This window comes from Pseudomonas sp. UBA3153 (assembly GCF_002364635.1).
Classification (GTDB): Bacteria; Pseudomonadota; Gammaproteobacteria; order Pseudomonadales; family Pseudomonadaceae; genus Pseudomonas_O; species Pseudomonas_O kuykendallii.
Map to the genome: position 1 here is coordinate 161,548 of NZ_DEYR01000003.1, position 21,939 is coordinate 183,486.

General features: G+C 67.9%; 23 protein-coding genes. 10 read left to right on the top strand and 13 right to left on the bottom strand.

The window, feature by feature from the left end:
- Nucleotides 1-28: 28 nt before the first annotated feature.
- Nucleotides 29-427, bottom strand: a complete 399-nt coding sequence (locus B2X67_RS01785) for a quorum-sensing-regulated virulence factor family protein (protein WP_090226723.1) — start codon at nucleotides 425-427, stop codon at nucleotides 29-31.
- Nucleotides 428-729: 302 nt separating this feature from the next.
- On the opposite strand from B2X67_RS01785, the gene B2X67_RS01790 reads away from it, so the two are divergent.
- Nucleotides 730-2,382 (top strand): OmpP1/FadL family transporter, encoded by a 1,653-nt coding sequence (locus tag B2X67_RS01790; RefSeq protein WP_282339746.1) that lies wholly within the window; start codon nucleotides 730-732, stop codon nucleotides 2,380-2,382.
- A 59-nt stretch (nucleotides 2,383-2,441) separates the two neighbouring features.
- On the top strand, nucleotides 2,442-3,155 hold the full coding sequence (locus tag B2X67_RS01795) for a tRNA-uridine aminocarboxypropyltransferase (RefSeq protein WP_286784432.1): 714 nt from the start codon (nucleotides 2,442-2,444) through the stop codon (nucleotides 3,153-3,155).
- Nucleotides 3,156-3,232: 77 nt separating this feature from the next.
- Here B2X67_RS01795 and B2X67_RS01800 read toward each other — a convergent pair whose 3' ends face one another.
- Nucleotides 3,233-4,192, bottom strand: coding sequence for a DMT family transporter (locus B2X67_RS01800; RefSeq protein ID WP_376747717.1), 960 nt, complete (start codon nucleotides 4,190-4,192; stop codon nucleotides 3,233-3,235).
- 200 nt (nucleotides 4,193-4,392) lie between these two features.
- On the opposite strand from B2X67_RS01800, the gene erdR reads away from it, so the two are divergent.
- Both erdR and B2X67_RS01810 read left to right on the top strand, forming a co-directional pair.
- Nucleotides 4,393-5,043, top strand: coding sequence for a response regulator transcription factor ErdR (erdR, locus tag B2X67_RS01805; protein WP_090226733.1), 651 nt, complete (start codon nucleotides 4,393-4,395; stop codon nucleotides 5,041-5,043).
- Between the two features lie 73 nt (nucleotides 5,044-5,116).
- Nucleotides 5,117-5,482 carry a diacylglycerol kinase gene (locus B2X67_RS01810; protein WP_282339739.1) on the top strand — a complete coding sequence of 122 codons (366 nt, stop codon included), beginning with the start codon at nucleotides 5,117-5,119 and terminating at the stop codon, nucleotides 5,480-5,482.
- Here the strand turns inward: B2X67_RS01810 and B2X67_RS01815 are convergent, their stop codons facing one another.
- Nucleotides 5,483-6,409 carry a LysR family transcriptional regulator gene (locus tag B2X67_RS01815; RefSeq protein WP_282339737.1) on the bottom strand — a complete coding sequence of 309 codons (927 nt, stop codon included), beginning with the start codon at nucleotides 6,407-6,409 and terminating at the stop codon, nucleotides 5,483-5,485.
- Between the two features lie 118 nt (nucleotides 6,410-6,527).
- On the opposite strand from B2X67_RS01815, the gene fpr reads away from it, so the two are divergent.
- Complete coding sequence (gene fpr / locus B2X67_RS01820) at nucleotides 6,528-7,304, top strand: ferredoxin-NADP reductase (RefSeq protein WP_090226740.1); 777 nt, start codon at nucleotides 6,528-6,530, stop codon at nucleotides 7,302-7,304.
- Between the two features lie 86 nt (nucleotides 7,305-7,390).
- Here fpr and tsaA read toward each other — a convergent pair whose 3' ends face one another.
- Nucleotides 7,391-8,077, bottom strand: coding sequence for a tRNA (N6-threonylcarbamoyladenosine(37)-N6)-methyltransferase TrmO (tsaA, locus tag B2X67_RS01825; RefSeq protein ID WP_286784413.1), 687 nt, complete (start codon nucleotides 8,075-8,077; stop codon nucleotides 7,391-7,393).
- A 28-nt stretch (nucleotides 8,078-8,105) separates the two neighbouring features.
- Nucleotides 8,106-8,300, bottom strand: a complete 195-nt coding sequence (locus B2X67_RS01830; RefSeq protein WP_282339731.1) for a hypothetical protein — start codon at nucleotides 8,298-8,300, stop codon at nucleotides 8,106-8,108.
- A 169-nt stretch (nucleotides 8,301-8,469) separates the two neighbouring features.
- On the opposite strand from B2X67_RS01830, the gene B2X67_RS01835 reads away from it, so the two are divergent.
- The 4 genes from B2X67_RS01835 (at nucleotide 8,470) to B2X67_RS01850 (ending at nucleotide 10,794) form a co-directional block, all read left to right on the top strand.
- On the top strand, nucleotides 8,470-9,399 hold the full coding sequence (locus tag B2X67_RS01835) for a hypothetical protein (RefSeq protein ID WP_286784414.1): 930 nt from the start codon (nucleotides 8,470-8,472) through the stop codon (nucleotides 9,397-9,399).
- 14 nt (nucleotides 9,400-9,413) lie between these two features.
- Nucleotides 9,414-10,214, top strand: a complete 801-nt coding sequence (locus B2X67_RS01840) for an SIR2 family NAD-dependent protein deacylase (RefSeq protein ID WP_286784415.1) — start codon at nucleotides 9,414-9,416, stop codon at nucleotides 10,212-10,214.
- Nucleotides 10,215-10,304: 90 nt separating this feature from the next.
- A complete protein-coding gene (locus B2X67_RS01845; RefSeq protein ID WP_282339726.1) occupies nucleotides 10,305-10,466 on the top strand; it encodes a hypothetical protein in 162 nt (53 codons plus the stop codon).
- A gap of 100 nt (nucleotides 10,467-10,566) precedes the next feature.
- Entirely contained in the window at nucleotides 10,567-10,794 is a 228-nt protein-coding gene (locus tag B2X67_RS01850) for a hypothetical protein (RefSeq protein WP_273231828.1), read from the top strand.
- On the opposite strand, the gene pdeM is transcribed toward B2X67_RS01850, so the two are convergent.
- From pdeM to B2X67_RS01885, 7 genes are all read right to left on the bottom strand, one after another.
- Nucleotides 10,747-11,457: a ligase-associated DNA damage response endonuclease PdeM gene (pdeM, locus tag B2X67_RS01855; RefSeq protein WP_286784416.1), complete on the bottom strand. Its 711-nt coding sequence runs from the start codon at nucleotides 11,455-11,457 to the stop codon at nucleotides 10,747-10,749. The genes B2X67_RS01850 and pdeM overlap by 48 nt on opposite strands.
- Nucleotides 11,458-11,503: 46 nt before the next feature.
- The gene (locus B2X67_RS01860; protein WP_286784417.1) at nucleotides 11,504-14,071 is read right to left on the bottom strand and encodes a ligase-associated DNA damage response DEXH box helicase; all 2,568 of its coding nucleotides are present in this window, start codon (nucleotides 14,069-14,071) and stop codon (nucleotides 11,504-11,506) included.
- Nucleotides 14,072-14,450: 379 nt separating this feature from the next.
- Entirely contained in the window at nucleotides 14,451-16,193 is a 1,743-nt protein-coding gene (locus tag B2X67_RS01865) for an ATP-dependent DNA ligase (protein ID WP_286784418.1), read from the bottom strand.
- Nucleotides 16,194-16,221: 28 nt separating this feature from the next.
- Nucleotides 16,222-17,235, bottom strand: a complete 1,014-nt coding sequence (locus B2X67_RS01870) for a ligase-associated DNA damage response exonuclease (protein WP_282339715.1) — start codon at nucleotides 17,233-17,235, stop codon at nucleotides 16,222-16,224.
- 113 nt (nucleotides 17,236-17,348) lie between these two features.
- Nucleotides 17,349-19,886, bottom strand: coding sequence for a penicillin acylase family protein (locus tag B2X67_RS01875; protein ID WP_286784419.1), 2,538 nt, complete (start codon nucleotides 19,884-19,886; stop codon nucleotides 17,349-17,351).
- A 221-nt stretch (nucleotides 19,887-20,107) separates the two neighbouring features.
- Nucleotides 20,108-20,314 (bottom strand): SEC-C metal-binding domain-containing protein, encoded by a 207-nt coding sequence (locus B2X67_RS01880; protein ID WP_286784420.1) that lies wholly within the window; start codon nucleotides 20,312-20,314, stop codon nucleotides 20,108-20,110.
- 6 nt (nucleotides 20,315-20,320) lie between these two features.
- A complete protein-coding gene (locus B2X67_RS01885; protein ID WP_282339709.1) occupies nucleotides 20,321-20,815 on the bottom strand; it encodes an LEA type 2 family protein in 495 nt (164 codons plus the stop codon).
- Nucleotides 20,816-20,928: 113 nt separating this feature from the next.
- Here B2X67_RS01885 and B2X67_RS01890 point away from each other — a divergent pair, with 113 nt between their 5' ends.
- A complete protein-coding gene (locus B2X67_RS01890) occupies nucleotides 20,929-21,471 on the top strand; it encodes a hypothetical protein (RefSeq protein WP_286784421.1) in 543 nt (180 codons plus the stop codon).
- Here B2X67_RS01890 and B2X67_RS01895 read toward each other — a convergent pair whose 3' ends face one another.
- Nucleotides 21,472-21,939 (bottom strand): YchJ family protein, encoded by a 468-nt coding sequence (locus B2X67_RS01895; RefSeq protein WP_282339706.1) that lies wholly within the window; start codon nucleotides 21,937-21,939, stop codon nucleotides 21,472-21,474.

The window sequence follows — 21,939 nt, forward strand, 5'->3', positions numbered from 1 at the left end:
AGGACGGCTCGCGCCGCGCAGACGGCCCTCACTGGGCGCAGTCTGCCTTGGAGAAGCGCGCAGTGCCGACCGGCTTATTGGTCTGGTATTCGGAGAACTCGTAGCGCAGCAGGGCGCCCTGGTCGAGCAGCTTGCGGTAGCCGGGGTTGCCGCAAACGCTCGCGGTGAGCTGGGCGCGTACCGCGTCCGGGTTGGCGCGCATCTTCGCGGCGTGCGCCGGTAGCACGCTGAGATGGTTGATCAGCTCCTTGCCCTCGGCGGTGTAGCCCTGGTCGAGGATGTCCTCGTTGATCGCCCGCGGAGTGCCGACGCTGCTTTCCTTGGCGACCTTCTGCAGCATGGCGGAAAGCTCGGTTTCCTTGAGGGATGCGGCCTGCGCGGCAACGGGCAGCAAGGCGCAGAGGACGAGGGCAGTGAAACGCGGCATGAGGTTCTCCGGAGCGAATGACAGGGGCTTGGACCGGTCGCGTGCCTGGGCGTTCGCCGCGACTTCCGAGGGAGGCGATTGTGAGCCGAAGCGGGAGCTGACGAACAGGGTCGCTTAAGTGTTACCAAACGCGACAGCGAAAAGATGGCTTTCTGCCTTCCCCGACCAAAGATCGGGGAAATTCCGCGGATGTCCGCAGTCAGAATAGCGCCCAGGTTGCGACAACACGCCCAGGGAAGGCAGGAGGCCTGACTGTATCGAGCCTCCAGGCTGACAGCAGAATGCTCTAGGAGCTGAGAATAATGACAAGAAAGCCCCAGCGTTGGCCTCTGGCCATGCTTGCAGGCGGCCTGGTGGCCGCCCACCTACCCACGGCGCTCGCCTCGGGTTACCACTTCGGTTCGCAATCGGTTTCCGCCCAGGGCACCGCCCACGCCAACGGCGCCGAGGCGGCCGATCCTTCGACCATCTTCTACAACCCGGCGGGCCTCACCCGGCTCAAGGGCGATCAGGTCACCAACGGCATCACCATCGTGATTCCCCGCGGCGAATACCACGACAACGGCAGCGTGGACGTCTTCGGTAACCCGGTTGAGGGCAACGCCGGCTCCTACCTGCCCGATTCCGCCGCCGCGCCGAACCTGTACATCTCCCATCAGGTGAACGACAACGTCACCATCGGCCTGGGCATCTTCACGCCCTACGGCGCCAAGCTTGATTATCAGGAAGACTGGGCCGGCCGTTACGGTATCCAGTCGGCGAATCTGCTCACGGTGAACTTCAACCCGAGCATCGCCTACCGCTTCAACGAGCACCACAGCGTCGGCTTCGGCATCTCCGCGCAGTACATCAAGTCCACCCAGCGCGGCGCGGCGGACGTGAAAGGCGCGTCGCGGCAACTGGCCGGGCAGTTCGTCGATGAGAATTATGCGGCGACCTTCCTCGCCGCAGCGGCGGGACAGTTGAATCCCATCCTCGACCCGCTGGGCCTTGGGGTGCCGGAGCAGATTGCCAGTTGCGATCCGCTGCAGAGCCGCGACGCCTTCGTCGATTGCGTGGCCTCGAACTTCGCCGACAACGTCAACGGCGACGGCTATTTCCGCGCCAAGGGCGACGACTGGGGCTTCGGCTGGAACATCGGCTACATGTGGGAGCCGACCGAGAACACCCGGTTCGGCATCGCCTATCGCTCGCACATCCGCCACACCCTAGAGGGCGACACCAAGTGGAGCTTCGCCGGCGTTAGCGGCGCGGTGCCGGACCCCTCCACGCCGCCGGAAGACATCCTCTCGGTGCTCGACCCGAGCAATTGGATCAACCCGGGCGATTTCGCTGCCACGCGCCTGCACCCACTGCATTCCAAGGGCAAGAGCAACATCGACACGCCGGAAACGCTGTCCTTCAGCGCCTTCCATCAGCTCAACGAGCGCATCGCGCTGATGGCCGACCTGACCTTCACCGGCCACTCGCGGCTGGACACCGTGAGCCTGGCGATCGACGAGACTCCCGGCTACCCGTACTTCAATGGCGTCAAAGAGGGTGATCTGTCGGTCAAGCAGGACTGGAAGGACACCTACAAGATCTCCCTCGGAATGAACTACCAGTACACCAAGGACCTGATGCTGCGCACCGGGGTGGCCTACGACAAATCGCCGGTGAACGGCACCGACCTGCGCCATCCCGGCTTCCCCGACGCGGACCGCTACTGGCTGTCGTTCGGCGCCAACTACAAGTTCACCCCGGAGACCTCGGTGGACCTGGCCTACAGCTTCGTCAAGTTCGATAGCGGCAAGATGGACTACACGGACGGTTGCTCGCCGGCCGGCTGGGTGCCCGGCGCGGGCGGGCTCTACCAGGACAGCGGGGTTCGCTGCACCGGCAACGGTGGCACCTACAGCGGCGAGTACAAGACCCGCATCCACTTCATCGGATTGGCGCTCAACCACAGCTTCTGATGCCTGGGGCGGTGCCGGCGGGTCTGTTAGACTCGCCGGCCCTTCGCCAGTCCCCGCCGATCATGCATGCCGTCGCCCGCCTGCGCGCCGAACGCCTCGCCCGCAGCCTGAAACCCTTCGTCGCCCGTGGATCGCGTGCGCCACGCTGTCCCGATTGCCGAATCCAGTTCAGCCACTGCGTATGCGCCTGGCGGCCACGGGTGGAGACGCGTTCGGCGATGTGCCTGCTGATGCACGACGTCGAAGCGCTGAAACCGAGCAACACCGGCTGGCTGATCGCCGACCTGGTACGCGATACCTCGGCGTTCGGCTGGCTGCGCACCGCGGTCGACCCAGCGCTACCGGCGCTGCTGGAAGACCCGCAGTGGCAGCCGTACCTGGTGTTCCCCGGCGAGTACGCGGCGCCCGAACGGGTGGTCGACGAGGTGCGGGTGGAAGAGGGCAAGCGGCCGCTGTTCGTCCTGCTCGACGCCACCTGGACCGAGGCGCGCAAGATGTTTCGCAAGAGTCCCTACCTGGATCGCCTGCCGGTGCTCAGCCTGCAGCCCGAGCAGCTCTCGCGCTACCGCCTGCGCCGCTCCAAGCGCGATGACCACCTGTGCACCGCCGAAGTCGCCGCGCTCTGCCTCGAGCTGGCCGGCGATGACGCCGCGGCCGATGCGCTGGGCGTCTACCTCGACGTGTTCACCGCCCATTACCTGGGCGCGAAATATCACCACGAGATCGACCCGCAGGACGACGCGCACCAGCGCCTGAAAGCCTTCCTGCCGTAGGGTGGATCGCGCTTTACCGATCCACCAGGCACTGCGTCATCCCGCCTGCGCGGACAGCCGCGCCACGAACGCCAGGGTCAAACCGCTTTCCTCGGCCACAGCTGCGCCACCAGCATGCCGGCGAACATCAGCGCGCAGCCGATGTAGCCTTTCGGCGAGAGCAGCTCGTCGAGGAACAGCGCGCCGGCGAGGGCGGCGAACACCGCCTCCAGCGAGAGGATGATCGCCGCATGGGAGGCGATGGCGTGTTTCTGCGCCACCACCTGCAGGGTGTAGCCGATCGCCACGCCGCACAGCCCGCCGTAGAGGATCGCCGGGCCGGCGTCGAGAATCGCCGCGAGGCGGATGTCCTCCAGGCACACCGCCAGCAGCAGGCTGACCACCGCGCAGGTGGCGAACTGCAGCAGCGCCAGGCGCAGCGGATCGTGGCGGCTGGCGAAGAACCCCACCAGCAGAACATGCACGCCCCAGACGAACGCCCCCGCCAGTTGCAGCCAGTCGCCCGAGGCGACGTGGAAACCCTCGCCGACGCTGAGCAGGAACATCCCCACCACCGCCAGCGAGGCGCCCAGCCAGGTGCCGGCGCCGGCGCGCTGGCCGATCAGCAGTCCGAGCAGCGGCACGATGATCACGTAGAGCCCGGTGATGAAGCCGGAATTGGTGACGCTGGTGAACAGCAGGCCGACCTGCTGCAGGTTGATCCCCAGCGATACCGCCAGGCCCATGCCGATGCCGCCCAGCACCAGCCCCCGATTGAGCGGCTGGCGCGGCTGGCCGTTTCGGGCGCGGCCGAGGAACAGCACGATCGGCAACAGCACCAGGCTGCCGAGGGCGAAGCGCAGACCGGTATAGAGGAAGGGGCCGACCGAGTCCATGCCGAGGCGTTGCGCGACGAAGGAAAACCCCCAGATCAGGGCGGTCAGGACCATCAGTAGGTCGGCGCGCAGGGCGTGGCTTCGCATGAAGACTCTCGGCGGAAAAAGGCGCAGACTTTGCCGCAAAGCCCGCAGCTTGACCACCCCGGCATCGCTCGGCATGCTTGGCGCCGCTCAGAGGGGTGTTTAGGAACGATGCGGGTCCGTGTGGCGTCGAAATCGGCACCAGGGTGCTCATTCACGCCGGATGGCCGGGCTTACCAGCCCAGCCGTCGTTGGCTGATCCGCGTTGCCCGGGATCGCGCGTTACGTCCGTAACACCCTCTCGAATGTTCGGGCCCAACAAGAAATAGGGATATGTCATGGCCGCCCACGAAATTCTCATCGCCGACGATCACCCGCTGTTCCGCAGCGCGTTGCACCAGGCTCTGACGCTGGGGCTGGGCAGCGGCGTGCGGCTGGTGGAAGCCGCCAGCATCGCCGAGCTGGAAAGCCGCCTGGCGGAAAAGGGCGACTGGGACCTGGTGCTGCTCGACCTGAACATGCCGGGCGCCTACGGGTTCTCCGGCCTCGTGCTGCTGCGCGGTCAGTACCCGCAGGTGCCGGTGGTGATGATCTCGGCCCAGGAAGAGGCCGCGGTGGTCGCCCGCTCGCGGGAGTTCGGCGCCAGCGGCTTCATTCCCAAGTCCAGCCCGCTGGAAGTGATCCAGCATGCCGTGCGCGCGGTGCTCGATGGCGACGAGTGGTGGCCGGTGCTCTCGGACACCGCGGTCAGCGTCTCCGCCGAAGCCAAGGCCGCCAGCGCCGGCCTCGCCAGCCTCACCCCGCAGCAGTTCCGCGTGCTGACGATGGTGTGCGAGGGTCTGCTGAACAAGCAGATCGCCTACGAGCTGAGCGTCTCCGAAGCCACCGTGAAAGCCCACGTCACCGCGATCTTCCGCAAGCTCGGCGTACGCACCCGCACCCAGGCCGCGCTGCTGCTGCAGCAGATGGAAAGCATCCCGGCGAACTGATCGCCGCCTCGCTTCACGTTTTCTTGACCGACCGCCGCCTAGCATCGCCCCCTCGAACAGCGAGGGGCGCAGCATGTCACCGTACAAAGGGCAGGTCGGATTCAAACGCGTCTTCAATGCCACCGGGTATTCCCTGGCCGGGCTGCGTGCCGCCTTCCGCGGCGAGGCGGCGTTCCGCCAGTTGGTGCTGCTCAACCTGGCGCTGATTCCGCTCAGCTTGGTCTTCTCGGTCAGCCGCGGCGAACGCGCGATGCTGATCGCCGTGTGCCTGCTGGCGCTGATCGTCGAGTTGTTCAATTCGGCGATCGAGGCGGTGGTCGATCGGATTTCCCTGGAGCGGCACCCGCTGTCCAGGGATGCCAAGGACATGGGCAGTGCCGCCCAGTTCGTCGCGCTGACGATGATCGCGGTGGTCTGGGCGCTGATCCTGCTGGGCTGATCAGGCGATCGGCAGCAGCTGCACCTGGTCGCTGCGCTCCACGCCAGCGGTGAGTTGGCGGCACTGTTCGAGGAACTCGCGCATCGCCGCGGTCTGGTACTTCTGCCGGTGCCAGATGAAATAGAACTGCCGGCGCAGGTCCAAGTCGGGCGTTTCCAGCGCCACCAGACTGCCGCGGCGGAAGGCGTCGCGCAGCGCTAGGCGCGAGATGCAGCCGATGCCCAGGCCCGACTCCACCGCGCGCTTGATCGCTTCGGTATGTTCCAGCTCCAGGCGCACGTTCAGTTCGGCGAGGTGGGTGCGCAGGGCCTGCTCGAAGGTCAGCCGCGTCCCCGAACCGCTTTCGCGCAGAATCCATGCCTCGGCGGTGAGCTCCTCCAGGCTGGCCCGGCCGCGACCGGCGAGCGGATGGCCGGGCGCGCAGAACACCACCAGTTCGTCCTGCACCCAGGGTTGCACCTCGATGTCCGGGTGCCGGCAATCGCCTTCGATCAGCCCGAGGTCGAGTTCGTAATGCGCCACCTGCTGCACCACGTTGGCGGTGTTCTGCACCTGCAGCTTCACCCTGCATTCCGGATGGCGCTGCATGAAGCTGCCGATCAGCAGGGTCGCCAGGTAATTGCCGATGGTCAGGGTCGCGCCCACCGCCAGCGAGCCGAAGCCGCTGCGACCGTCGAGAAGGTTCTCGATCGCCTTGGCCTGGTTGATCAGCGCCATCGCCTGGGGTAACAGCTGATGGCCGAGGGCATTCAGACTGACGCGCTTGCCGGCGCGGTCGAACAGCTGGCAGTCGGTCTGCCGCTCCAGTTCGGTCAGCGCGGTGCTCGCCGCCGACTGGGAAAGCGCCAGCGATTCGGCCGCGCGCGAGACGCTTTCGTGCTGGGCCACGGCGACGAAGATCTGCAATTGCCGGAGGGTAAAACGCATATCTATATAACCGATAACCCTTATCTTGATAATTCATTTAACAGATATTGTGGGCGCGATTAGAATCCCGCGCAATTCTCTGCCCGCCTGGGCGGCTGCTTCTATCTGGAGACCCCGAATGAGCAAGTTGGCGACCGAACGCGTTCTCAGTGTTCATCACTGGAACGACACCCTGTTCAGCTTCAAGGTGACCCGTGATCCAGGGTTGCGCTTCCAGAATGGGCAGTTCGTCATGATCGGTCTCGAAGTTGACGGTCGCCCGCTGCTGCGCGCCTACTCCATCGCCAGCCCGAACTACGAAGAACACCTCGAGTTCTTCAGCATCAAGGTGCAGGACGGCCCGCTGACCTCGCGCCTGCAGCACCTCAAGGAAGGCGACGAGCTGATCGTCAGCCGCAAGCCCACCGGCACCCTGGTGCTGGACGACCTGTTGCCCGGCAAGCACCTCTATCTGCTCAGCACCGGCACGGGCCTGGCGCCCTTCATGAGCGTGATCCAGGACCCGGAGACCTACGAGCGTTTCGAGAAGGTCATCCTGATCCACGGCGTGCGCTACGTGAACGAAGTGGCTTACGAGCAGTTCATCACCCAGGAACTGCCGGAAAACGAATTCTTCGGCGACGCGGTGCGCGAGAAGCTGATCTATTACCCCACCGTCACCCGCGAGCCCTATCGCAACCAGGGTCGCCTGACCGACCTGATGCGCAGCGGCAAGCTGTTCAGCGACATCGGCCTGCCGCCGATCAACCCGCAGGACGACCGCGCGATGATCTGCGGCAGCCCGAGCATGCTCGACGAGACCAGCGAAGTGCTGAACAGCTTCGGCCTGAAGATTTCCCCGCGCATGGGCGAGCCCGGCGACTACCTGATCGAGCGCGCCTTCGTCGAGAAGTGAGTGAGTCGATGTGAAAAAGCCCGCCTTCCGGCGGGCTTTTTTGTGGGCGCTTTTCCCGGCGGTCTTGTGAGGCGCCGCTGGGAAACTCAGCTGACCTGCAGCACGCGGATGGTCCCGGCCTGCGGGTAGTGCCATTGCACGTCGACGTCCCACAGCCGTGCGCCGTAGCGGCGTTCGGGCTCGGGTTGCTGATAGGCCGGGCGCGGGTCTTGCGACAGGCACTGCTCGATCAGCTCCACCAGCGGCTCGCCCAGGCGCTGCGCGTGCTCGCGGGCTTCCTGCAGCGCCAGATCGTTCCACTGCACCGGAATCGAGGTCGGCGGCGTGGGTGCGATGCCGTTGCGCGCCTCGGCGACACTGTCGGCGTAGGGCACGTAGGGCTTGATGTCGAGCACCGGCGTGCCGTCGAGCAGGTCGATGCCGGACAGCCACAGGCGCCCGGTCTCGATCTTGTCCAGCTTCACCACCGATTGACCGATGCCGTTCGGACGGTGGGTGGAACGGCTGGCGAACACGCCTATCGAGCGGTTGCCGCCCAGGCGCGGCGGGCGAACCTTGAGCCGCGGCTGGTCCTCGAGCGCCTGGTGGAAGAGGAACAGCAGCCAGACGTGGCTGACCTGCTCCAGGCCGTCCAGGGCCTCGGCCTTGTCGAAGGGCGGCAGCAGTTCCAGCACGCCGCGTGCGGCCGGGGCCAGGTGTGGCTGGCGCGGGATGGCGAACTTCTCCTTGAAACAGGAATGAACGTAGCCGATGGGAGAAACCTGATAAGACATCGTTGGGGCTCGTCGCGGGTTGCGGTCCTCAGGGCTTGCAGGCCGCATTGCGGAAGGGACCACTGACCCGCTGCCAGTTCGGCGCGGGGCTGTGCTGGGCACAGACGCGTCGCTCGCTGTCGGCGCTCTGCCACCAGTACCAGGGCGCTGGCGCGGCTATCGCGGCGGCGCTCCAGCCGCAGACTAGAAGCAGTAGCACGGCGAGGAAGGGGCGTGAACGCATGGCGGGTTCCGGGTTTGAGTAAAGCAGACGCGCAGGATAATGGCTGCGGCCAATCGCGCCAACCGCGCGCGGGGAGCTCGCTGCGGAGCACCCCCGCGCACTGCCGCGGCCCGCTGAACTGGTCTAGGATGCGGCGCTGCCCGCCCGATCATTCACGGAACAAAGTGCCATGCCCGAACGGCCCGATGTGCACCAGGAAGCCTTCGCCCGCCACCTCGCCGACCTTTGGCCGAGCGTCGAGGCGGCGCCGCGGCTACACGGCTTCCCGATCAGTCGTCATCCGGCCTGGAAGCAGTGGCGCGCGCTGGCCGGCCAGGAAGCGACGAGCTGGTGGTGCGTCTCCCTTGAGCAGGCGCAGCGGCATTACTCCTGGACGCAGCGCGAGTCCGGCGAGCCGTTCGAGGTGTTGGCCGCCGGTTTGCGCGCGGCGCTGGACGAGGGCGACGAGTCGGGTGCCCGGCATTTCTGCCTGGCGATCTTCACCTGGGGCGGCGTGGCGAAGAAACCGAGCGACGGCTCGCGGCTGTGGGTCGAGCGGCAGTTCGCCAATTCCACGCTGTGCCATCAGACGCTCGCCGCGGTCGCCCTGCTGCAGCCGGGTTCGACGGCGTCGCTGGCGCGCTTCGATGGCGCCGACCTGCTGATGAACGCGGCGATGACCAAGGTCTACGCGGCGGCTTCGCCGGCGTCGCTGATCATCTATGACGGTCGTGTCGGTGCCGCGCTCGGGCTGCTCGCCCGGCGTCTGCTGGCGGCACAGGGTACGCTCGGTGTGCCGGCGTCGCTGGCGTTCCGCTGGGGCGCGGCGCAGACCAGGCCTTACGATTCGCGCAATCCGTCGCAGGCGGGCTATGCGTTCCAATCGCTCTACCAGCAGTCGCGCCGCGCCGAGCGGCATCCCGACCGGCTCTGGGCGGAGCTGGTGCGCGGCAGCTCGACGATACTGCTGCGCGCGCGCGAGTTGCTTGCCGAGCGCGGCATTCGCGCGAGCCTGGGCGACTTCGAGCAGGCGCTGTTCATGCTCGGCTTCAACGTGCGCTATCCGCTGCACGACGAACCCCGCGCCGGGGCCCAGCGCCTTCCGGCAACCTGCGCCTGACCACGGAGCCCAGCATGACCTCGACCTGGCATTTTGACCCCACTCCCGGCGCCGCCAACCGGCTGCCCGGGGCCGTGCTGGAGGCCGTGCGATCGGCGCAGCGCGCGGTGGTCTTCGGCGGCGCCGGTATGTCCGCGGAAAGCGGTATCGCCACTTTTCGCGATGCCCAGAGCGGCGCGCTCTGGTCACGCTTCGATGCCGAACAGTTGGCCACGCCGGAGGCCTTCTTGCGCGACCCGGAGCGGGTCTGGGGCTGGTACGAATGGCGCCGCATGCAGGTGCTGCAGGCACGCCCGAACGATGCCCACCGGGCGGTCGTCGAACTGGCGCAGCGCCTGCCCCAATTGCGCGTGATCACGCAGAATGTCGACGACCTGCACGAGCGCGCCGGTAGCCGCGAGGTGCTGCACCTGCACGGCAGCCTGCACCAGGCGCGCTGCTTCGACTGCGCGGCGGCGCACCCGCTGGACGCCATGCCTGACGAACCGGAAGCCGGGCGCTACCTGGCGCCGCCGCGTTGCCTGCGCTGTGGCGGGCCGGTGCGGCCGGGCGTGGTCTGGTTCGGCGAAGGACTGGATCCGCACGTGCTGGACGCCGCCTTCGCCGCCGCCGGTGCCTGCGACCTGTTCCTCAGCGTCGGCACCTCGGGGCTGGTGCACCCCGCGGCCCAGTTGCCGGACGTGGCCCGGCAGCAGGGCGCGACGCTGCTGCACGTGAACCCGCAAAAGCCCCAGGGCGTGTCCGGCGAGGACGTCTGCCTGCTCGGCCCGGCCGGGCAGATCCTGCCGCTGCTGCTGCACCAGGCCTGGGGCTGAGCAGCGCCGTCCGGCACCCGGAGGGAATTCGCAAGGCGCTATCGGGCTCTCATGCAGTGAGTGCCCCATCCATCGTTGGAGGTAGAAACCATGAATAGCCCGCACAGCGAACGCGATCCCCATGCGAATCCCGCGCCCCTGCTGGCCGGTGGCGTTCCCGGCGACCCCGAAGAACCCGGCCTGCCGCCGACGCCCAGCGAACCTGGCGAGCCGACGCTTCCCGACCAGCCGCCGCCGATCCCCGTCGCCTAGACGGGCCGATCACGAACGGGCGAACTGTACGCGTTGGGTGGGTCTAACCCACTCATCACGGTGACCCCGTTCCGAATTTCGCTCATGAGGAGGGCAGCGCATGGCGCAATGGACAATCAGCTATAACAACGACAACAACACTTCGACCCTGGACATCGAGTCCGCCGACAAACCGACCATGGAGCAGGCGGTCCTCGAAGTGCTCGAATGGGCGTCCCGCAACCTCGAACGTGGCGAGTTCGGCGATGGCGAAGAAAGCAGCGCCGAGCCGGCGATGCGTCTACTCAACGACTACGGCATCACCATCACCGGCATCGCCGCCCGCTGATCCCTCTCCCGGCAGTGCCCACACGCCGCCGTCGCCCGCCAGGTAGAGCCTGGTTCCCGGGGCGGCGGCGACGTCCATTCCGCCGGTGAAACTGCCGAACGCCGGCAGCACGCTCACTCGTTTACCAATCTGGAAACACGGCAGCCGCAGGCTGAGCCGACCACGCCCGCGCAGCTGATGCACCGGGTGCAGGTGGCCGGCCAGGACGTGGTGGCTGGGATGTGGGTGAGGTTCGTGCTGCAGGGCGAAGGGGCCGAGCAGCAGCGGCTCGGCGACCACCTCGATGTTCAGCTCGGCGGGCGGATCGCCGGCGCGGCGGTCGTGGTTGCCGCGGATCAGCGTAATCTGCAGCGCCGTATGCGCCTGCCGCCACTCGGCCAGCGCGGCGAGGGTGGCCGGGGCATGGGATTCCGGGGCGTGGAGGAAGTCGCCGAGAAAGACGATTCGCCGGCTGGGATAGCGCGCCAGCAGCGCGTCGAGACGCGCGAGGTTGGTTTCGGTGGTGCCGTGCGGCACCGGTTGGCCCAGCTTGCGGTAGGCGGCGGCCTTGCCGAAATGTGCATCGGCGATCAGTAGCGCCTGCTGCGCCGGCCAGTGGATCGCCTTGTCGCCGAGCAGCCAGAGTTCGGCGCCGGCGAGGGTGATCGGCAGGTGTTCGGTCATCGCTTACAGCCTTTCGTTCATGCCTGTCGGTCGTTCGCGTGGCCGCTCATTCGCCGGCCTTGCGCTTCTTGCGCGGTGTGCCGTCCTTGCGCGAGCGCGGGGTTCGCGGCCGCGCGGTTTCGCGCTCCACCTCGATGCTGTCGCTGCGATAGCCGCCCGCGCCGGCGGCCTTTTCCAGGTCTTCGACCATGCGGCGGATGCGATCGGCGAGTTTTTCCGAACTCATGCTCTCGCGCATGCGTTCCACCAGCAGCGGAAAGCCCAGCGGCGTCGGCCGCTTCACCGGGCGAATGTCCAGGCGCCGGGTCTGCAGGCGTTGCAGGGTCTGTTCCAGGCGCTGCACGTCCAGCTCCTGGCGCAGCACTTCTTCCTGAGCCTGGCCGAGCAGCAGGTTGTCCGGGTCGTACTGGCGGAACACGTCGAAGAACAGCCCGCTGGAGGCCTGCAGCTGGCGCGCGCTCTTCTGCGCACCGGGGCGCCCGGCGAAGACCAGCCCGGCGATGCGGGCGATTTCGCGAAAGCGCCGCCGCGCCAGCTCTCCGGCGTTGAGGCTGCCGAGCACGTCGTGCAGCAGGTCCTCGGTGGCGAACAGCTCCGCCGTCAGCCAGCGCGTCCAGTCGACCTCGGTGGCCGAGAGTAGCTCGAAGCCGTAGTCGTTCACCGCGATGGAGAAGGTCACCGGGGTGCGCCGGGCCAGGCGCCAGGCCAGCAGGCTGGCGAGGCCGAGGTGAACGTGGCGGCCGGCGAAGGGGTAGAGGAATAGGTGCCAGCCCTCGCGCGAGCGCAGCACTTCGGCGAGCAGGCTGGTTTCCGTGGGCAGCGCCGACCAGTCCAGCTGCACCTGCAGCAACGGCTGCACCAGGCGCATCTCGGCGCTGGCGTATTCGCCGCGCGAGGCCGCGCCGAGCTTTTCCACCACGGCGTCCGCCAGCTCGCTGGAAAGCGGCATGCGCCCGCCGTTCCAGCGCGGCACCGCGGCCTTCTTGCTGGTGGCGCGGCGCACGTAGGCGGTCATGTTCTCGACCCGCACCAGTTCCAGCAGGCGACCGGCGAAGAGAAAGCCGTCACCGGGGCGCAGGCGCGCGATGAAGCCCTCTTCCACCGAGCCCAGCGAGCCGCCGGCGCCGCCGCGGGTCCAGTATTTCACCGTCAGGCTGGCGTCGCTGACGATGGTGCCGATGCTCATCCGGTGGCGCAGCGCCAGGCGCCGGTCGGGCACCTGCCACAGGCCGTTCGTGTCGGGCTCCACGCGCTGGTAGTCGGGGTAGGCCGTCAGCGAGTGGCCGCCGTGGCGGACGAAGGCCAGCGCCCAGGCCCATTCGTCGTCGCTCAGGGCGCGGTAGGACCAGGTCTGGCGGACTTCGCACAGCAGTTCATCAGGCCGAAAACCGCCGCCCAGCGCCATGCTCACCAGGTGCTGGACCAGCACGTCGAGCGGCTTGGCCGGCGCCTCGCGACCTTCGATGCGCCGCGCGGCGACGGCGTCGTGGGCGGCGGCGGCTTCCACCAGCTCCAGCGAATGGGTCGGCACCAGGGTCACCCGCGATGGCCGGCCGGGGGCGTGGCCGGAGCGCCCGGCGCGCTGCATCAGGCGCGCCACGCCCTTCGGCGAGCCGATCTGCAGCACCCGCTCCACCGGCAGGAAATCCACCCCGAGGTCGAGGCTGGAGGTGCATACCACCGCCTTCAGCGAGCCGTCCTTCAGGCTCAGCTCGACCCAGTCACGCACCTCGCGCGACAGCGAGCCGTGGTGCAGGGCGATCAGGCCAGCCCAGTCCGGGCGGGCTTCGAGGATCGCCTGGTACCAGATTTCCGACTGCGCGCGGGTGTTGGTGAAGACCAGCGAGGTGGCGGCGGATTCGACCTCGGCGACCACCTGCGGCAGCATCCGCAGGCCCAGGTGCCCGGCCCAGGGAAAGCGCTCGATGGCCGGTGGCAGCAGGGTATCGACGCGCAGCTCCTTGGCCATCTCGCCCTGCACCAGGCGACCGTCGCCCGGCGCCAGCAGCACCTCCAGCGCGTGGGCCTGATTGCCCAGCGTGGCGGAGAGGCCCCAGACGATCAGCTGCGGATTCCAGAGGCGCAGCCGCGCCAGCGCCAGTTGCAGCTGCACGCCGCGCTTGTTGCCGAGCAGCTCGTGCCATTCGTCCACCACCAGCATGCGCAGGCCGGCGAAGGTCTGCCGGGCGTCGGCGCGGGTCAGCAGCAGGGTCAGGCTTTCCGGCGTGGTCACCAGCGCGCTGGGCAGGCGACGACCCTGGCGGGCGCGCTCGGCGCTGCCGGTATCGCCGGTGCGCAGGCCGATGCTCCAGTCGATCTCCAGTTCGTCCAGCGGCGCTTGCAGGGCGCGCGCGGTGTCGGCGGCGAGGGCGCGCATCGGGGTGATCCAGAGCACCGTCAGCGGCGCCGCCTTGTCGCCACGTTTCGCCGGAGTGCTGCGCGGTCTGGCGAAGTGGTTCAGCGCAGCGAACCAAACGGCGTAGGTCTTGCCGGCGCCGGTGGTGGCGTGCAGCAGGCCGGAGTCGCCGTCCTTCACCGCGCGCCACACGGCCTGCTGGAAGGGGAAGGGCGTCCAGCCCCGATCGGCGAACCAGCGTGCGCCGGGCTCGCTCATGCCGCACGCTTCGCGGTGTCGGTACGCGCGGCGCACCCTACGGTTTTCGTGCGCAGCGAAGCCTCCACTCCCGTACGGTGCGCCCTGCGCACCGCGAGGGAGTTCGACCGGGCACAGCGCTTCGTCCGGGGCGCTCCCGCAGGCTTGTCGGTGCGCGCGGCGCACCCTACGATTTTCCTGAGCAGCGCCGCCCCGGCTCTCGTAGGGTGCGCCATGCGCACCGTGGGCGGACTCAACCGGGCGGGCGGCCTCATCCGAGCCGCTCCCGCAGGCTTGCCGGTGCGCGCGGCGCACCCTACGGTTTTCGTGCGCAGCGAAGCCTCCACTCCCGTAGGGTACGCCCTGCGCACCGCGAGCGGATTCAACCGAGTGGGCCGCCTCACCCGAGCAGCTCCCGCAGGCTTTCCAGGGTGTCGGCCTCGTCCACCGGCTTGTCGTGGCGCCAGCGCAGCATGCGCGGGAAACGCACGGCGATGCCGCTCTTGTGCCGACTGCTGGCGGCGATGCCTTCGAAGCCGAGCTCGAAGACCAGGCTCGGGGTGACGCTGCGTACCGGGCCGAACTTCTCCACGGTGGTCTTGCGCACGATGGCGTCGACCTTGCGCATTTCCTCGTCGGTGAGGCCCGAGTAGGCCTTGGCGAAGGGCACCAGCTTGCGGTCGGGATCGCCCGGCGCGCCATCCCAGACGGCGAAGGTAAAGTCGGTGTAGAGGCTGGCGCGACGGCCGTGGCCGCGCTGGGCGTAGATCAGCACCGCATCCACCGAATAGGGGTCGACCTTCCACTTCCACCAGGTGCCGACGTCCTTGGTGCGGCCCACGCCGTACTGACCGTCGCGGGCCTTGAGCATCATGCCTTCGACGCCCAGTTCGCGGGAGGCTTCGCGCTGGCGCGCCAGATCGGCCCAGTCGCGGGCCTCGAGGCGCGGCGAGAGCATCAGCACCTCCGGGCCGGCGGGCAGGCCGTCGAGCAGATCGCCCGCGGTGGTTTCGGCAACCAGCGCCTCGAGCTGCGTGCGACGCTGCTGCTGCGGGTGCTGGCGCCAGTCTTCGCCGCGCCACTCCAGCAGGTCGTAGGCGAGCAGCGCCACCGGCGCCTGCTCCAGCACCTTGGCGGTCAGCGTCTTACGGCCGATGCGTTGCTGCAACAGGGCGAACGGTTGCACGGCGAAGCGCTTCAGCGCTTCGCTGCCGGCCGCCGCCGTATCGCTCGTCGGCGTATCGGCGAGCGCTTCGGGCGAGCCTTTCCAGACCACGATCTCGCCGTCGATCACCGTGCCATCGGGCAGGCGCGCGGCCAGCGTTTGCAGTTCGGGGAAACGCTCGGTCACCAGTTCCTCGCCGCGCGACCAGACCCACAGCTGGCCGTCGCGCTTCACCAGTTGCGCGCGGATGCCGTCCCATTTCCACTCCACCAGCCAGTCCGCCGGTGCGCCGAGCTGGGCGTCGAAGTCTTCCGGCGGAAGTTGCAGCGGGTGGGCGAGGAAGAACGGATACGGCTGGCCGCCGCGCTGCGCGTGCTCGTCGGCGGATTCGGCGGCGATCAGCGCCCGATAGCCTTCGGCGCTCGGTCGGTGCGACAGATCGGTGTAGCCGACCAGCCGTTGCGCCACGCGCTTGGCGTCGAGGCCGCCGACGCTGGCCAGCGCGCGGGTCACCAGCAGTTTGGAGACGCCGACGCGGAAGGCGCCGGTGATCAGCTTGATGCAGACCATCAGGCTGCGCCGGTCGAGCTGCGCCCAGAGCCGCGGCAGGCGCTCGGCCAGCGCTTCCGGCGGCAGGCCGCGCAACGGCAGCAGCTTGTCCTGCATCCACGCAGCGAGCCCTTCGTCGGAGCTGTGCGGCGATTCCGGCAGCAGCAGCGAAATGGTTTCGGCGAGGTCGCCGACCGCCTGGTAGCTCTCCTCGAACAACCATTCCGGCAGCGCCGCCGCCTGCATCGCGGTCTCGCGCAGCAGCCGGCTCGGCACCAGCTGGCGTGGTCGCCCGCCGGATAGGAAATACACCGCCCAGGCGGCGTCGGCGGCGGGCACCTGCTGGAAGTAGAACTGCATGGCGGCGAGCTTGGCGTTGCTCGAAGTGGTGGCGTCGAGCCGTGCGTAGAGGTCGGCGAAGGCTTTCATCGGCGCGATTCCGGCGTGGCGCGGGCCTTCATGTCGGCTCCGCCGCGCTGTCGTCTTCCTCGCCGTACTCGGTCTCGAAGCCCTGGGCGTCGAGGCCCTTGTGTTCGCGCAGGTAGCGCACCAGGACCGCCACCGAGCCGTGGGTGACCATCACCCGTTCGGCGCCGGTCTGCTCGATGGCCCAAAGCAGGCCGGGCCAGTCGGCATGATCGGAGAGCACGAAGCCGCGGTCGACGCCGCGTCGGCGGCGGGTGCCGCGCAGCATCATCCAGCCGCTGGCGAAGGCATCGGAATAGTCGCCGAAGCGGCGCATCCAGGTGCTGCCGCCGGCCGAGGGCGGAGCGAGGACGATGGCCTGGCGCAGGCGCGGGTCGTTTTTCTTCAGGTCGCCGGCGTAGAGCGTTTCCGGGATGCGGATGCCGGCCTCGCGATAGACCCGGTTGAGCGGTTCCACCGAGCCGTGGGCGACGATCTGGCCGATGCTTTCGTCCAGCCCGTGGAGAATCCGCTGGGCCTTGCCGAAGGCATAGCAGAACAGTACCGACGGGCGCCCGGCGGCGGCGTTGGCGCGCCACCAGTCGTTGACCTCGGTGAAGATTTCCGCCTGCGGTTGCCAGCGGTAGATCGGCAGGCCGAAGGTCGATTCGGTGATGAAGGTGTGGCAGCGCACCGGCTCGAAGGGCGCACAGGTGCCATCCGGTTCGACCTTGTAATCACCCGAAGCGACCCAGACTTCGCCGCGGTACTCCAGTCGCACCTGCGCCGAGCCGAGCACGTGGCCGGCAGGGTGGAAGCTAAGGGTGACGCCGTGGTGTTCGAGGCGCTCGCCGTAGGCCAGGGTCTGCAGCGGCATGTCCGCGGCGATGCGCGAGCGCAGTATGCCTTCGCTGTCCGCCGCGGCCAGGTAATGGCCCATGCCCCAGCGCGCGTGGTCGCCGTGGGCGTGGGTGATCACCGCGCGCTCGACCGGGCGCCAGGGGTCGATGTAGAAGTCGCCGGGCGGGCAGTAGAGTCCTTCGGGGCGGGCGATGACGAGGTCCATGGGGCTCTGCGCTGACGGGCTTGTCAGTTTGGAGCGGCGTCGGCGCGGCGAAGTTCGCCGCCTTGACCGGCGGCGCACCCGGCGAAACGGGTGCGCACGCCGCTATCCGCGGATCATTTCGCCGGCAGCAGGTAGAGGCGTTTATTGCCGTAGGCGCGGTCGAGGTTTTCCGCCTTGAACGGGAAGGTCTGGTACTGCGCCTTGAGCCAGGCGTCGATGCCGTCCGCGTAGTTCTTGCTGGCCGGGTTGCCGGATTGCCCGGAGCTGTTCACGCCCATCAGCGGCTCGTCGCGGCCGAAGTCGACGACGATGCGCATGGCCGGCACCAGCCAGGTGTCGAAATCCGCGCCCCAGTGGTAGGCGGAGACGTTCAGCGTGCTGTGGTCGCCGCCGGCCATGTACGGGCCGCGGTCCAGGTAGCCCTTGATCGCATCGACCTTGGCGCGCTCGCCGGCGGCCATGTGCGGCGCCATCTTGCTGGCGTCGCTGGCGAAGGTATAGGTGTGCAGCTTGCCCCACTGCCAGGCGCTGCGGTCGCTGCCGAGCTTGCTTTCGGTAAAGGTGACGGCGGCGGCCAGGCTGCGCGCGAGGATCGCCGGCTTGTCTTCCTTCTGCGGCGTGTTGACGTCATCCCAGAACGGGCTGTCGACGCGGCCGAGCAGGTGGTCGGCCTGCGCCGAGTAGGAGGTGTCGGCGGTCTGCACCAGGGCTTTCCAGGCCGGGCTGGTCTCCGAGCCGAGCTCGTCGAGGAAGGTCTGCCGCGCGCTTTCGTAGAGGAAGGCCTCGTACAGCGCGGCGTCGGTCGAGTTCGCCGCCAGCTTGCCGTCGAAGGCCCGCAGGCGGTCCAGCGCCTCGCGTGCCTTGCCGCGCTGGTCGGCGGGCAGGGCATCGATGGCGTTCTTCAGCGGTCCGGCCATCAGCGGCTCGTCGAACATCGCCTTGAGCTTGGCGGCGAACGGCGTGGTCTGGTCGTACTGCATGGCGACCATGCTCTGCGCGTCCTGCTTGCCGCGCCCGGCGAGATCGGCGATGCGTTCGGCGCGCTCCGGGTAGTACCAGGAGTTCGACAGCTGCACGCCGTAGCCGCCCTGCACGGTGCGGTTGTTGGCGGTGCCCAGCCAGCCCTGCGGCGGGTCCTGGTCGTAGGGGAAGAGCATCGAGTCGGCATAGCCGTCCCAGCCGTAGCGGTCGTCCCAGCCCGGCGAGGGCATCAGGCCGCGGCCCAGGCGGCGGTTCGGATAGCGCCCGGTGACCTGCCAGCCGATGTGCTCGGCGTCGGCGAAGACGATGTTCAGCGCCATCGCCTGCACGCCGCGGGTGATGTCAAAGGCCTGCTCCACCGACTTGGCGCGCGACAGGTCGAAGAAGGCATCGAGGGTCTTGTCACCGTCAGGCTGGATGCTCTTGAGCGCCAGCCCGTAGCCGCTGGACAGCTGCAGCGGTTGCAGCGGGGTCTTGCGCTCACCCAGCACGCTGTTCAGCAGCGGACCGTTGCGCGTCTCGTAGATGACCTCGCGCAGCGGTTTCTGGCCTTTGACGAAGAAGGTCTCGCTGCGCTCGCGCGCCGGCTGCCATTTGCCGTTGACCTGGTAGTAGAGGCGGCCGCCTTCCTTCTTCACCTTCTCCAGGAACAGGTCCTGGTTGTCGCCCATGACCATGGTCATGCCCCACGCCAGCTTGCCGTTGAAGCCGGCGACCACGGCCGGCACGCCGGCGATGGACACCCCGGCGGCGTTGTACTTGGGTGAGCGGATCTGCACGAAATTCCACAGCGACGGCATCGACAGCGGCAGGTGCGTGTCATTGGCCAGCAGGCTCTTGCCGCTGCGGCTCTTGTACGGCGCGATCGCCCAGTTGTTGGAGGCGGCAACGCCGAGCATGTTCAGGCTGGCGACCTGCGCGGCAGCGGAATCCACGGCGGCGAGGCCGGGAATCTGACCTCCGAGGTTGAGGCCCTTGAGCTTGTCCGCTTCGTCGAACGGCAGCGCTTCGTCCGGGTAGGTCGGCAGCAGCCAGGCGAGCTTGTCGCTGCCGACCTTCTGCGCCAGCACCAACGAATCGATTTCCTCCTGCAGGTTCACCGCCAGGCCGAAGTTCAGCAGGCAGAACACCAGCACCGAATCCTCCGGTTTCCAGTAGGCCGGTTTGTAGCCGGACTCGGCGAGGTCCATCGGCAGCTTGTCGCGGTAGCGATAGAGGTAGGCGTTGACCCCGCGCGAATACACCTCGAAGAACTGCTTGAGGCGCGGCGAGGCGTTCTTGTAGAGCACCTCGGCGCTGGCGCGCAGGTTCACTGCGCGCATGAAACGGTCGATCTCCAGCGCGCCGGGACCGGCCATCTCCGACAGCCGCCCCTCGGCCATCAGGCGCATGCCGACCATCTGGCTGAGGCGGTCGCTGGCGTGCACGTAGCCCAGCGCGAACAGTGCGTCGTGGAAGTTGCCGCTCTCGATCAGCGGCATGCCCAGCGGGTTGCGCCGCACCACCGCGCTTTCCGCCACACCCTTGATGCGCAGCACGCCCTGGTCGGGCGCCACGCTGTCGGCGTAGCGGCTGTCGAGCAGGGACTGGCAACCGGCGAGGCCGAGCAGGGCGCCGAAGCCCAGGCCAAGGGACGCACCGGTCAGCGGACGGAACAGGCGAAAGCGCATGCGAAAAGCCTCTTGCAGCGAAGACGATAGGAAGAGGTGAAGGGCGAGGTTTCGGCCAGCCTAGCAAAGGCGCTGGCTACCGGCGCGGCAACGCGCCGCGAAGGCGAGCTAAGGTAGTGAGCGACGCGGCGGCTGGCAAGGGGCGCGCGGGGCAAATTCAGCGTGGTCCGGTTGGGCTGGAATCAGGCGGGCAGCCGGGGCGACGGCTGCCCGGGAACGCGTCAGGCGCCGTGGCACTTCTTGAATTTCTTCTCGCTGCCGCACGGGCACGGATCGTTGCGACCGACGTCCTTCAGCGGGTTGCGCAGCGGTTCCTGGTGCGCGTGGCCGCAGTCGGGACCGTGCACGTGATGGTGATGCTCATGCTCATGCTCATGGTCATGGTCATGGTTGCAATCGGGGCCATGGACATGGGGTTCTTGGGACATGGAAAGCTACTCCGGTAGGTAATCGCCGGGGATTATCTCGCCTATGCGCAGAACCTGCACGTTGCGGGAGAACATTCCGGTCTTGACCTCGCCCTTGAGGCGGTAGTGGATCGGCGCCTCGGGTTCCTCGAGCATCTTCACCATGCCCTTGACGTGGCGCCAGAGGTTGGTGCGCACCGGGATCTCGAAGGTCTGGTGGCCATGCGCGGGCACGCTGACGTGCTTGTTGAACTCGCCTTCGGCCAGCGGGATGTCGTTCAGGTAGATGTCGTAGATGAGGCCGCGCACCGACAGGCGAACGTCGTTCGGGTTATCGATCCGGAAACGCAGCGTGAAGCGCTGCTCCAGCAAGCGGGCTTTGACCACCTCGACCTTGACCAGACGGACCTCGGGGTCCTCCAGGTGACTGGTGAACCAGGTCGAGCAACCCACCTGACTGGCGCTCAGGGCGAGCAGTGCCAGAAGGCCGAGAATTCTTGCTAGGGAAACCTGGGAAAACATGCCGGTACTCCGATTGACGGCTGAGTGTAACAAGCAACTGCTCGGCGGCAATCGGTTGTGGAGGGAAAAAAAGCTGCGCCATACTGCAGACGGTTTTTACAGGAGTTTCACCCATGAGGCTTTACGAGATCGCTTTCAGCGGCCGATTGATGCCCGGCGCACAACCCGATGCGGTCAAGGCCAACCTGGCGCGTCTATTCCAGGCCGACGCGCAACGCATCGCGTTGCTCTTCTCCGGCCGGCGCATGGTGATCAAGAACAACCTCGACGAAGCGGCGGCGGAAAAGTACCGCGTCGCGCTGGAGCGAGCCGGCGCGCTGGCCGAAGTCAGCTCGATGGAAGTGGATGTGGAGGAGGTCGAAATGGCGCCGCCTCCGCCGATGCCGGCCGCCGCGCCGACGGCTGAGTCCGCGCCGACGCGGCGGCTGCAGGTGGCACCTCGCGACGAGTACATGGCGGCCTTCGTCGATGTCGACGCGCCGGATTTCGGCATCGCGCCCGTCGGGGCGGACCTGCAGGACCGCAAACCCGAACCGCAGGCGCCGACGGTCGATCTTTCCGCGCTCAGCCTGGCACCGGTCGGCAGCGACATGGGGCAGGCCAAGGCGGCGCCCGCCGCCCCAGCCCCGGATGTCTCGCACATCAGGCTGATGTAATCAGAAGAAACCCGCACAGCACTTCTTGAATTTCTGCCCGCTGGCACAGGGGCAGGGATCGTTTCGTCCCGCGTTCAGCGGCACGCCCGGGTCGATGAAGTACCAATGGCCGGCGTTCTGCACGAACGCCGAGCGCTCGTGCTGGGCGTGCTCGCCCTGGCCGTCGTGCCAGCGCGCGACGAACGTCACGAAGGCATGTTCGGGCTGGCCGCCGAGCACCTCGCTGCTTTCCACCTGCAGACCCAGCCAGGTGCTTTGCGCGCTCCAGGCCGCCATCGCGCCGCGGTCCAGCGCCGACTGCTGGGCGGGGAGGGTGGTCGCGACGAGGTAATCGATCAGCCCGAGCACATAGGCGCTGTAGCGACTGCGCATCAGCTGCTCGGCGCTCGGCGCCGGCGTTCCGCCGTGGTAACGACCGCAACATTCGATCAGCAGGCTGCCGCTGCCGCAGGGACAACTGGGACTCAT

Bases quoted from the DNA above. Each gene is read 5' to 3' on its own strand.
- B2X67_RS01785 (WP_090226723.1), bottom strand. From the start codon at position 427: ATGCCGCGTTTCACTGCCCTCGTCCTCTGCGCCTTGCTGCCCGTTGCC.
- B2X67_RS01790 (WP_282339746.1), top strand. From the start codon at position 730: ATGACAAGAAAGCCCCAGCGTTGGCCTCTGGCCATGCTTGCAGGCGGC.
- B2X67_RS01800 (WP_376747717.1), bottom strand. From the start codon at position 4,192: ATGCCGAGCGATGCCGGGGTGGTCAAGCTGCGGGCTTTGCGGCAAAGT.
- erdR (WP_090226733.1), top strand. From the start codon at position 4,393: ATGGCCGCCCACGAAATTCTCATCGCCGACGATCACCCGCTGTTCCGC.
- B2X67_RS01810 (WP_282339739.1), top strand. From the start codon at position 5,117: ATGTCACCGTACAAAGGGCAGGTCGGATTCAAACGCGTCTTCAATGCC.
- B2X67_RS01815 (WP_282339737.1), bottom strand. From the start codon at position 6,409: ATGCGTTTTACCCTCCGGCAATTGCAGATCTTCGTCGCCGTGGCCCAG.
- fpr (WP_090226740.1), top strand. From the start codon at position 6,528: ATGAGCAAGTTGGCGACCGAACGCGTTCTCAGTGTTCATCACTGGAAC.
- tsaA (WP_286784413.1), bottom strand. From the start codon at position 8,077: ATGTCTTATCAGGTTTCTCCCATCGGCTACGTTCATTCCTGTTTCAAG.
- B2X67_RS01830 (WP_282339731.1), bottom strand. From the start codon at position 8,300: ATGCGTTCACGCCCCTTCCTCGCCGTGCTACTGCTTCTAGTCTGCGGC.
- B2X67_RS01835 (WP_286784414.1), top strand. From the start codon at position 8,470: ATGCCCGAACGGCCCGATGTGCACCAGGAAGCCTTCGCCCGCCACCTC.
- B2X67_RS01840 (WP_286784415.1), top strand. From the start codon at position 9,414: ATGACCTCGACCTGGCATTTTGACCCCACTCCCGGCGCCGCCAACCGG.
- B2X67_RS01845 (WP_282339726.1), top strand. From the start codon at position 10,305: ATGAATAGCCCGCACAGCGAACGCGATCCCCATGCGAATCCCGCGCCC.
- B2X67_RS01850 (WP_273231828.1), top strand. From the start codon at position 10,567: ATGGCGCAATGGACAATCAGCTATAACAACGACAACAACACTTCGACC.
- pdeM (WP_286784416.1), bottom strand. From the start codon at position 11,457: ATGACCGAACACCTGCCGATCACCCTCGCCGGCGCCGAACTCTGGCTG.
- B2X67_RS01860 (WP_286784417.1), bottom strand. From the start codon at position 14,071: ATGAGCGAGCCCGGCGCACGCTGGTTCGCCGATCGGGGCTGGACGCCC.
- B2X67_RS01865 (WP_286784418.1), bottom strand. From the start codon at position 16,193: ATGAAAGCCTTCGCCGACCTCTACGCACGGCTCGACGCCACCACTTCG.
- B2X67_RS01870 (WP_282339715.1), bottom strand. From the start codon at position 17,235: ATGGACCTCGTCATCGCCCGCCCCGAAGGACTCTACTGCCCGCCCGGC.
- B2X67_RS01875 (WP_286784419.1), bottom strand. From the start codon at position 19,886: ATGCGCTTTCGCCTGTTCCGTCCGCTGACCGGTGCGTCCCTTGGCCTG.
- B2X67_RS01880 (WP_286784420.1), bottom strand. From the start codon at position 20,314: ATGTCCCAAGAACCCCATGTCCATGGCCCCGATTGCAACCATGACCAT.
- B2X67_RS01885 (WP_282339709.1), bottom strand. From the start codon at position 20,815: ATGTTTTCCCAGGTTTCCCTAGCAAGAATTCTCGGCCTTCTGGCACTG.
- B2X67_RS01890 (WP_286784421.1), top strand. From the start codon at position 20,929: ATGAGGCTTTACGAGATCGCTTTCAGCGGCCGATTGATGCCCGGCGCA.
- B2X67_RS01895 (WP_282339706.1), bottom strand. From the start codon at position 21,939: ATGAGTCCCAGTTGTCCCTGCGGCAGCGGCAGCCTGCTGATCGAATGT.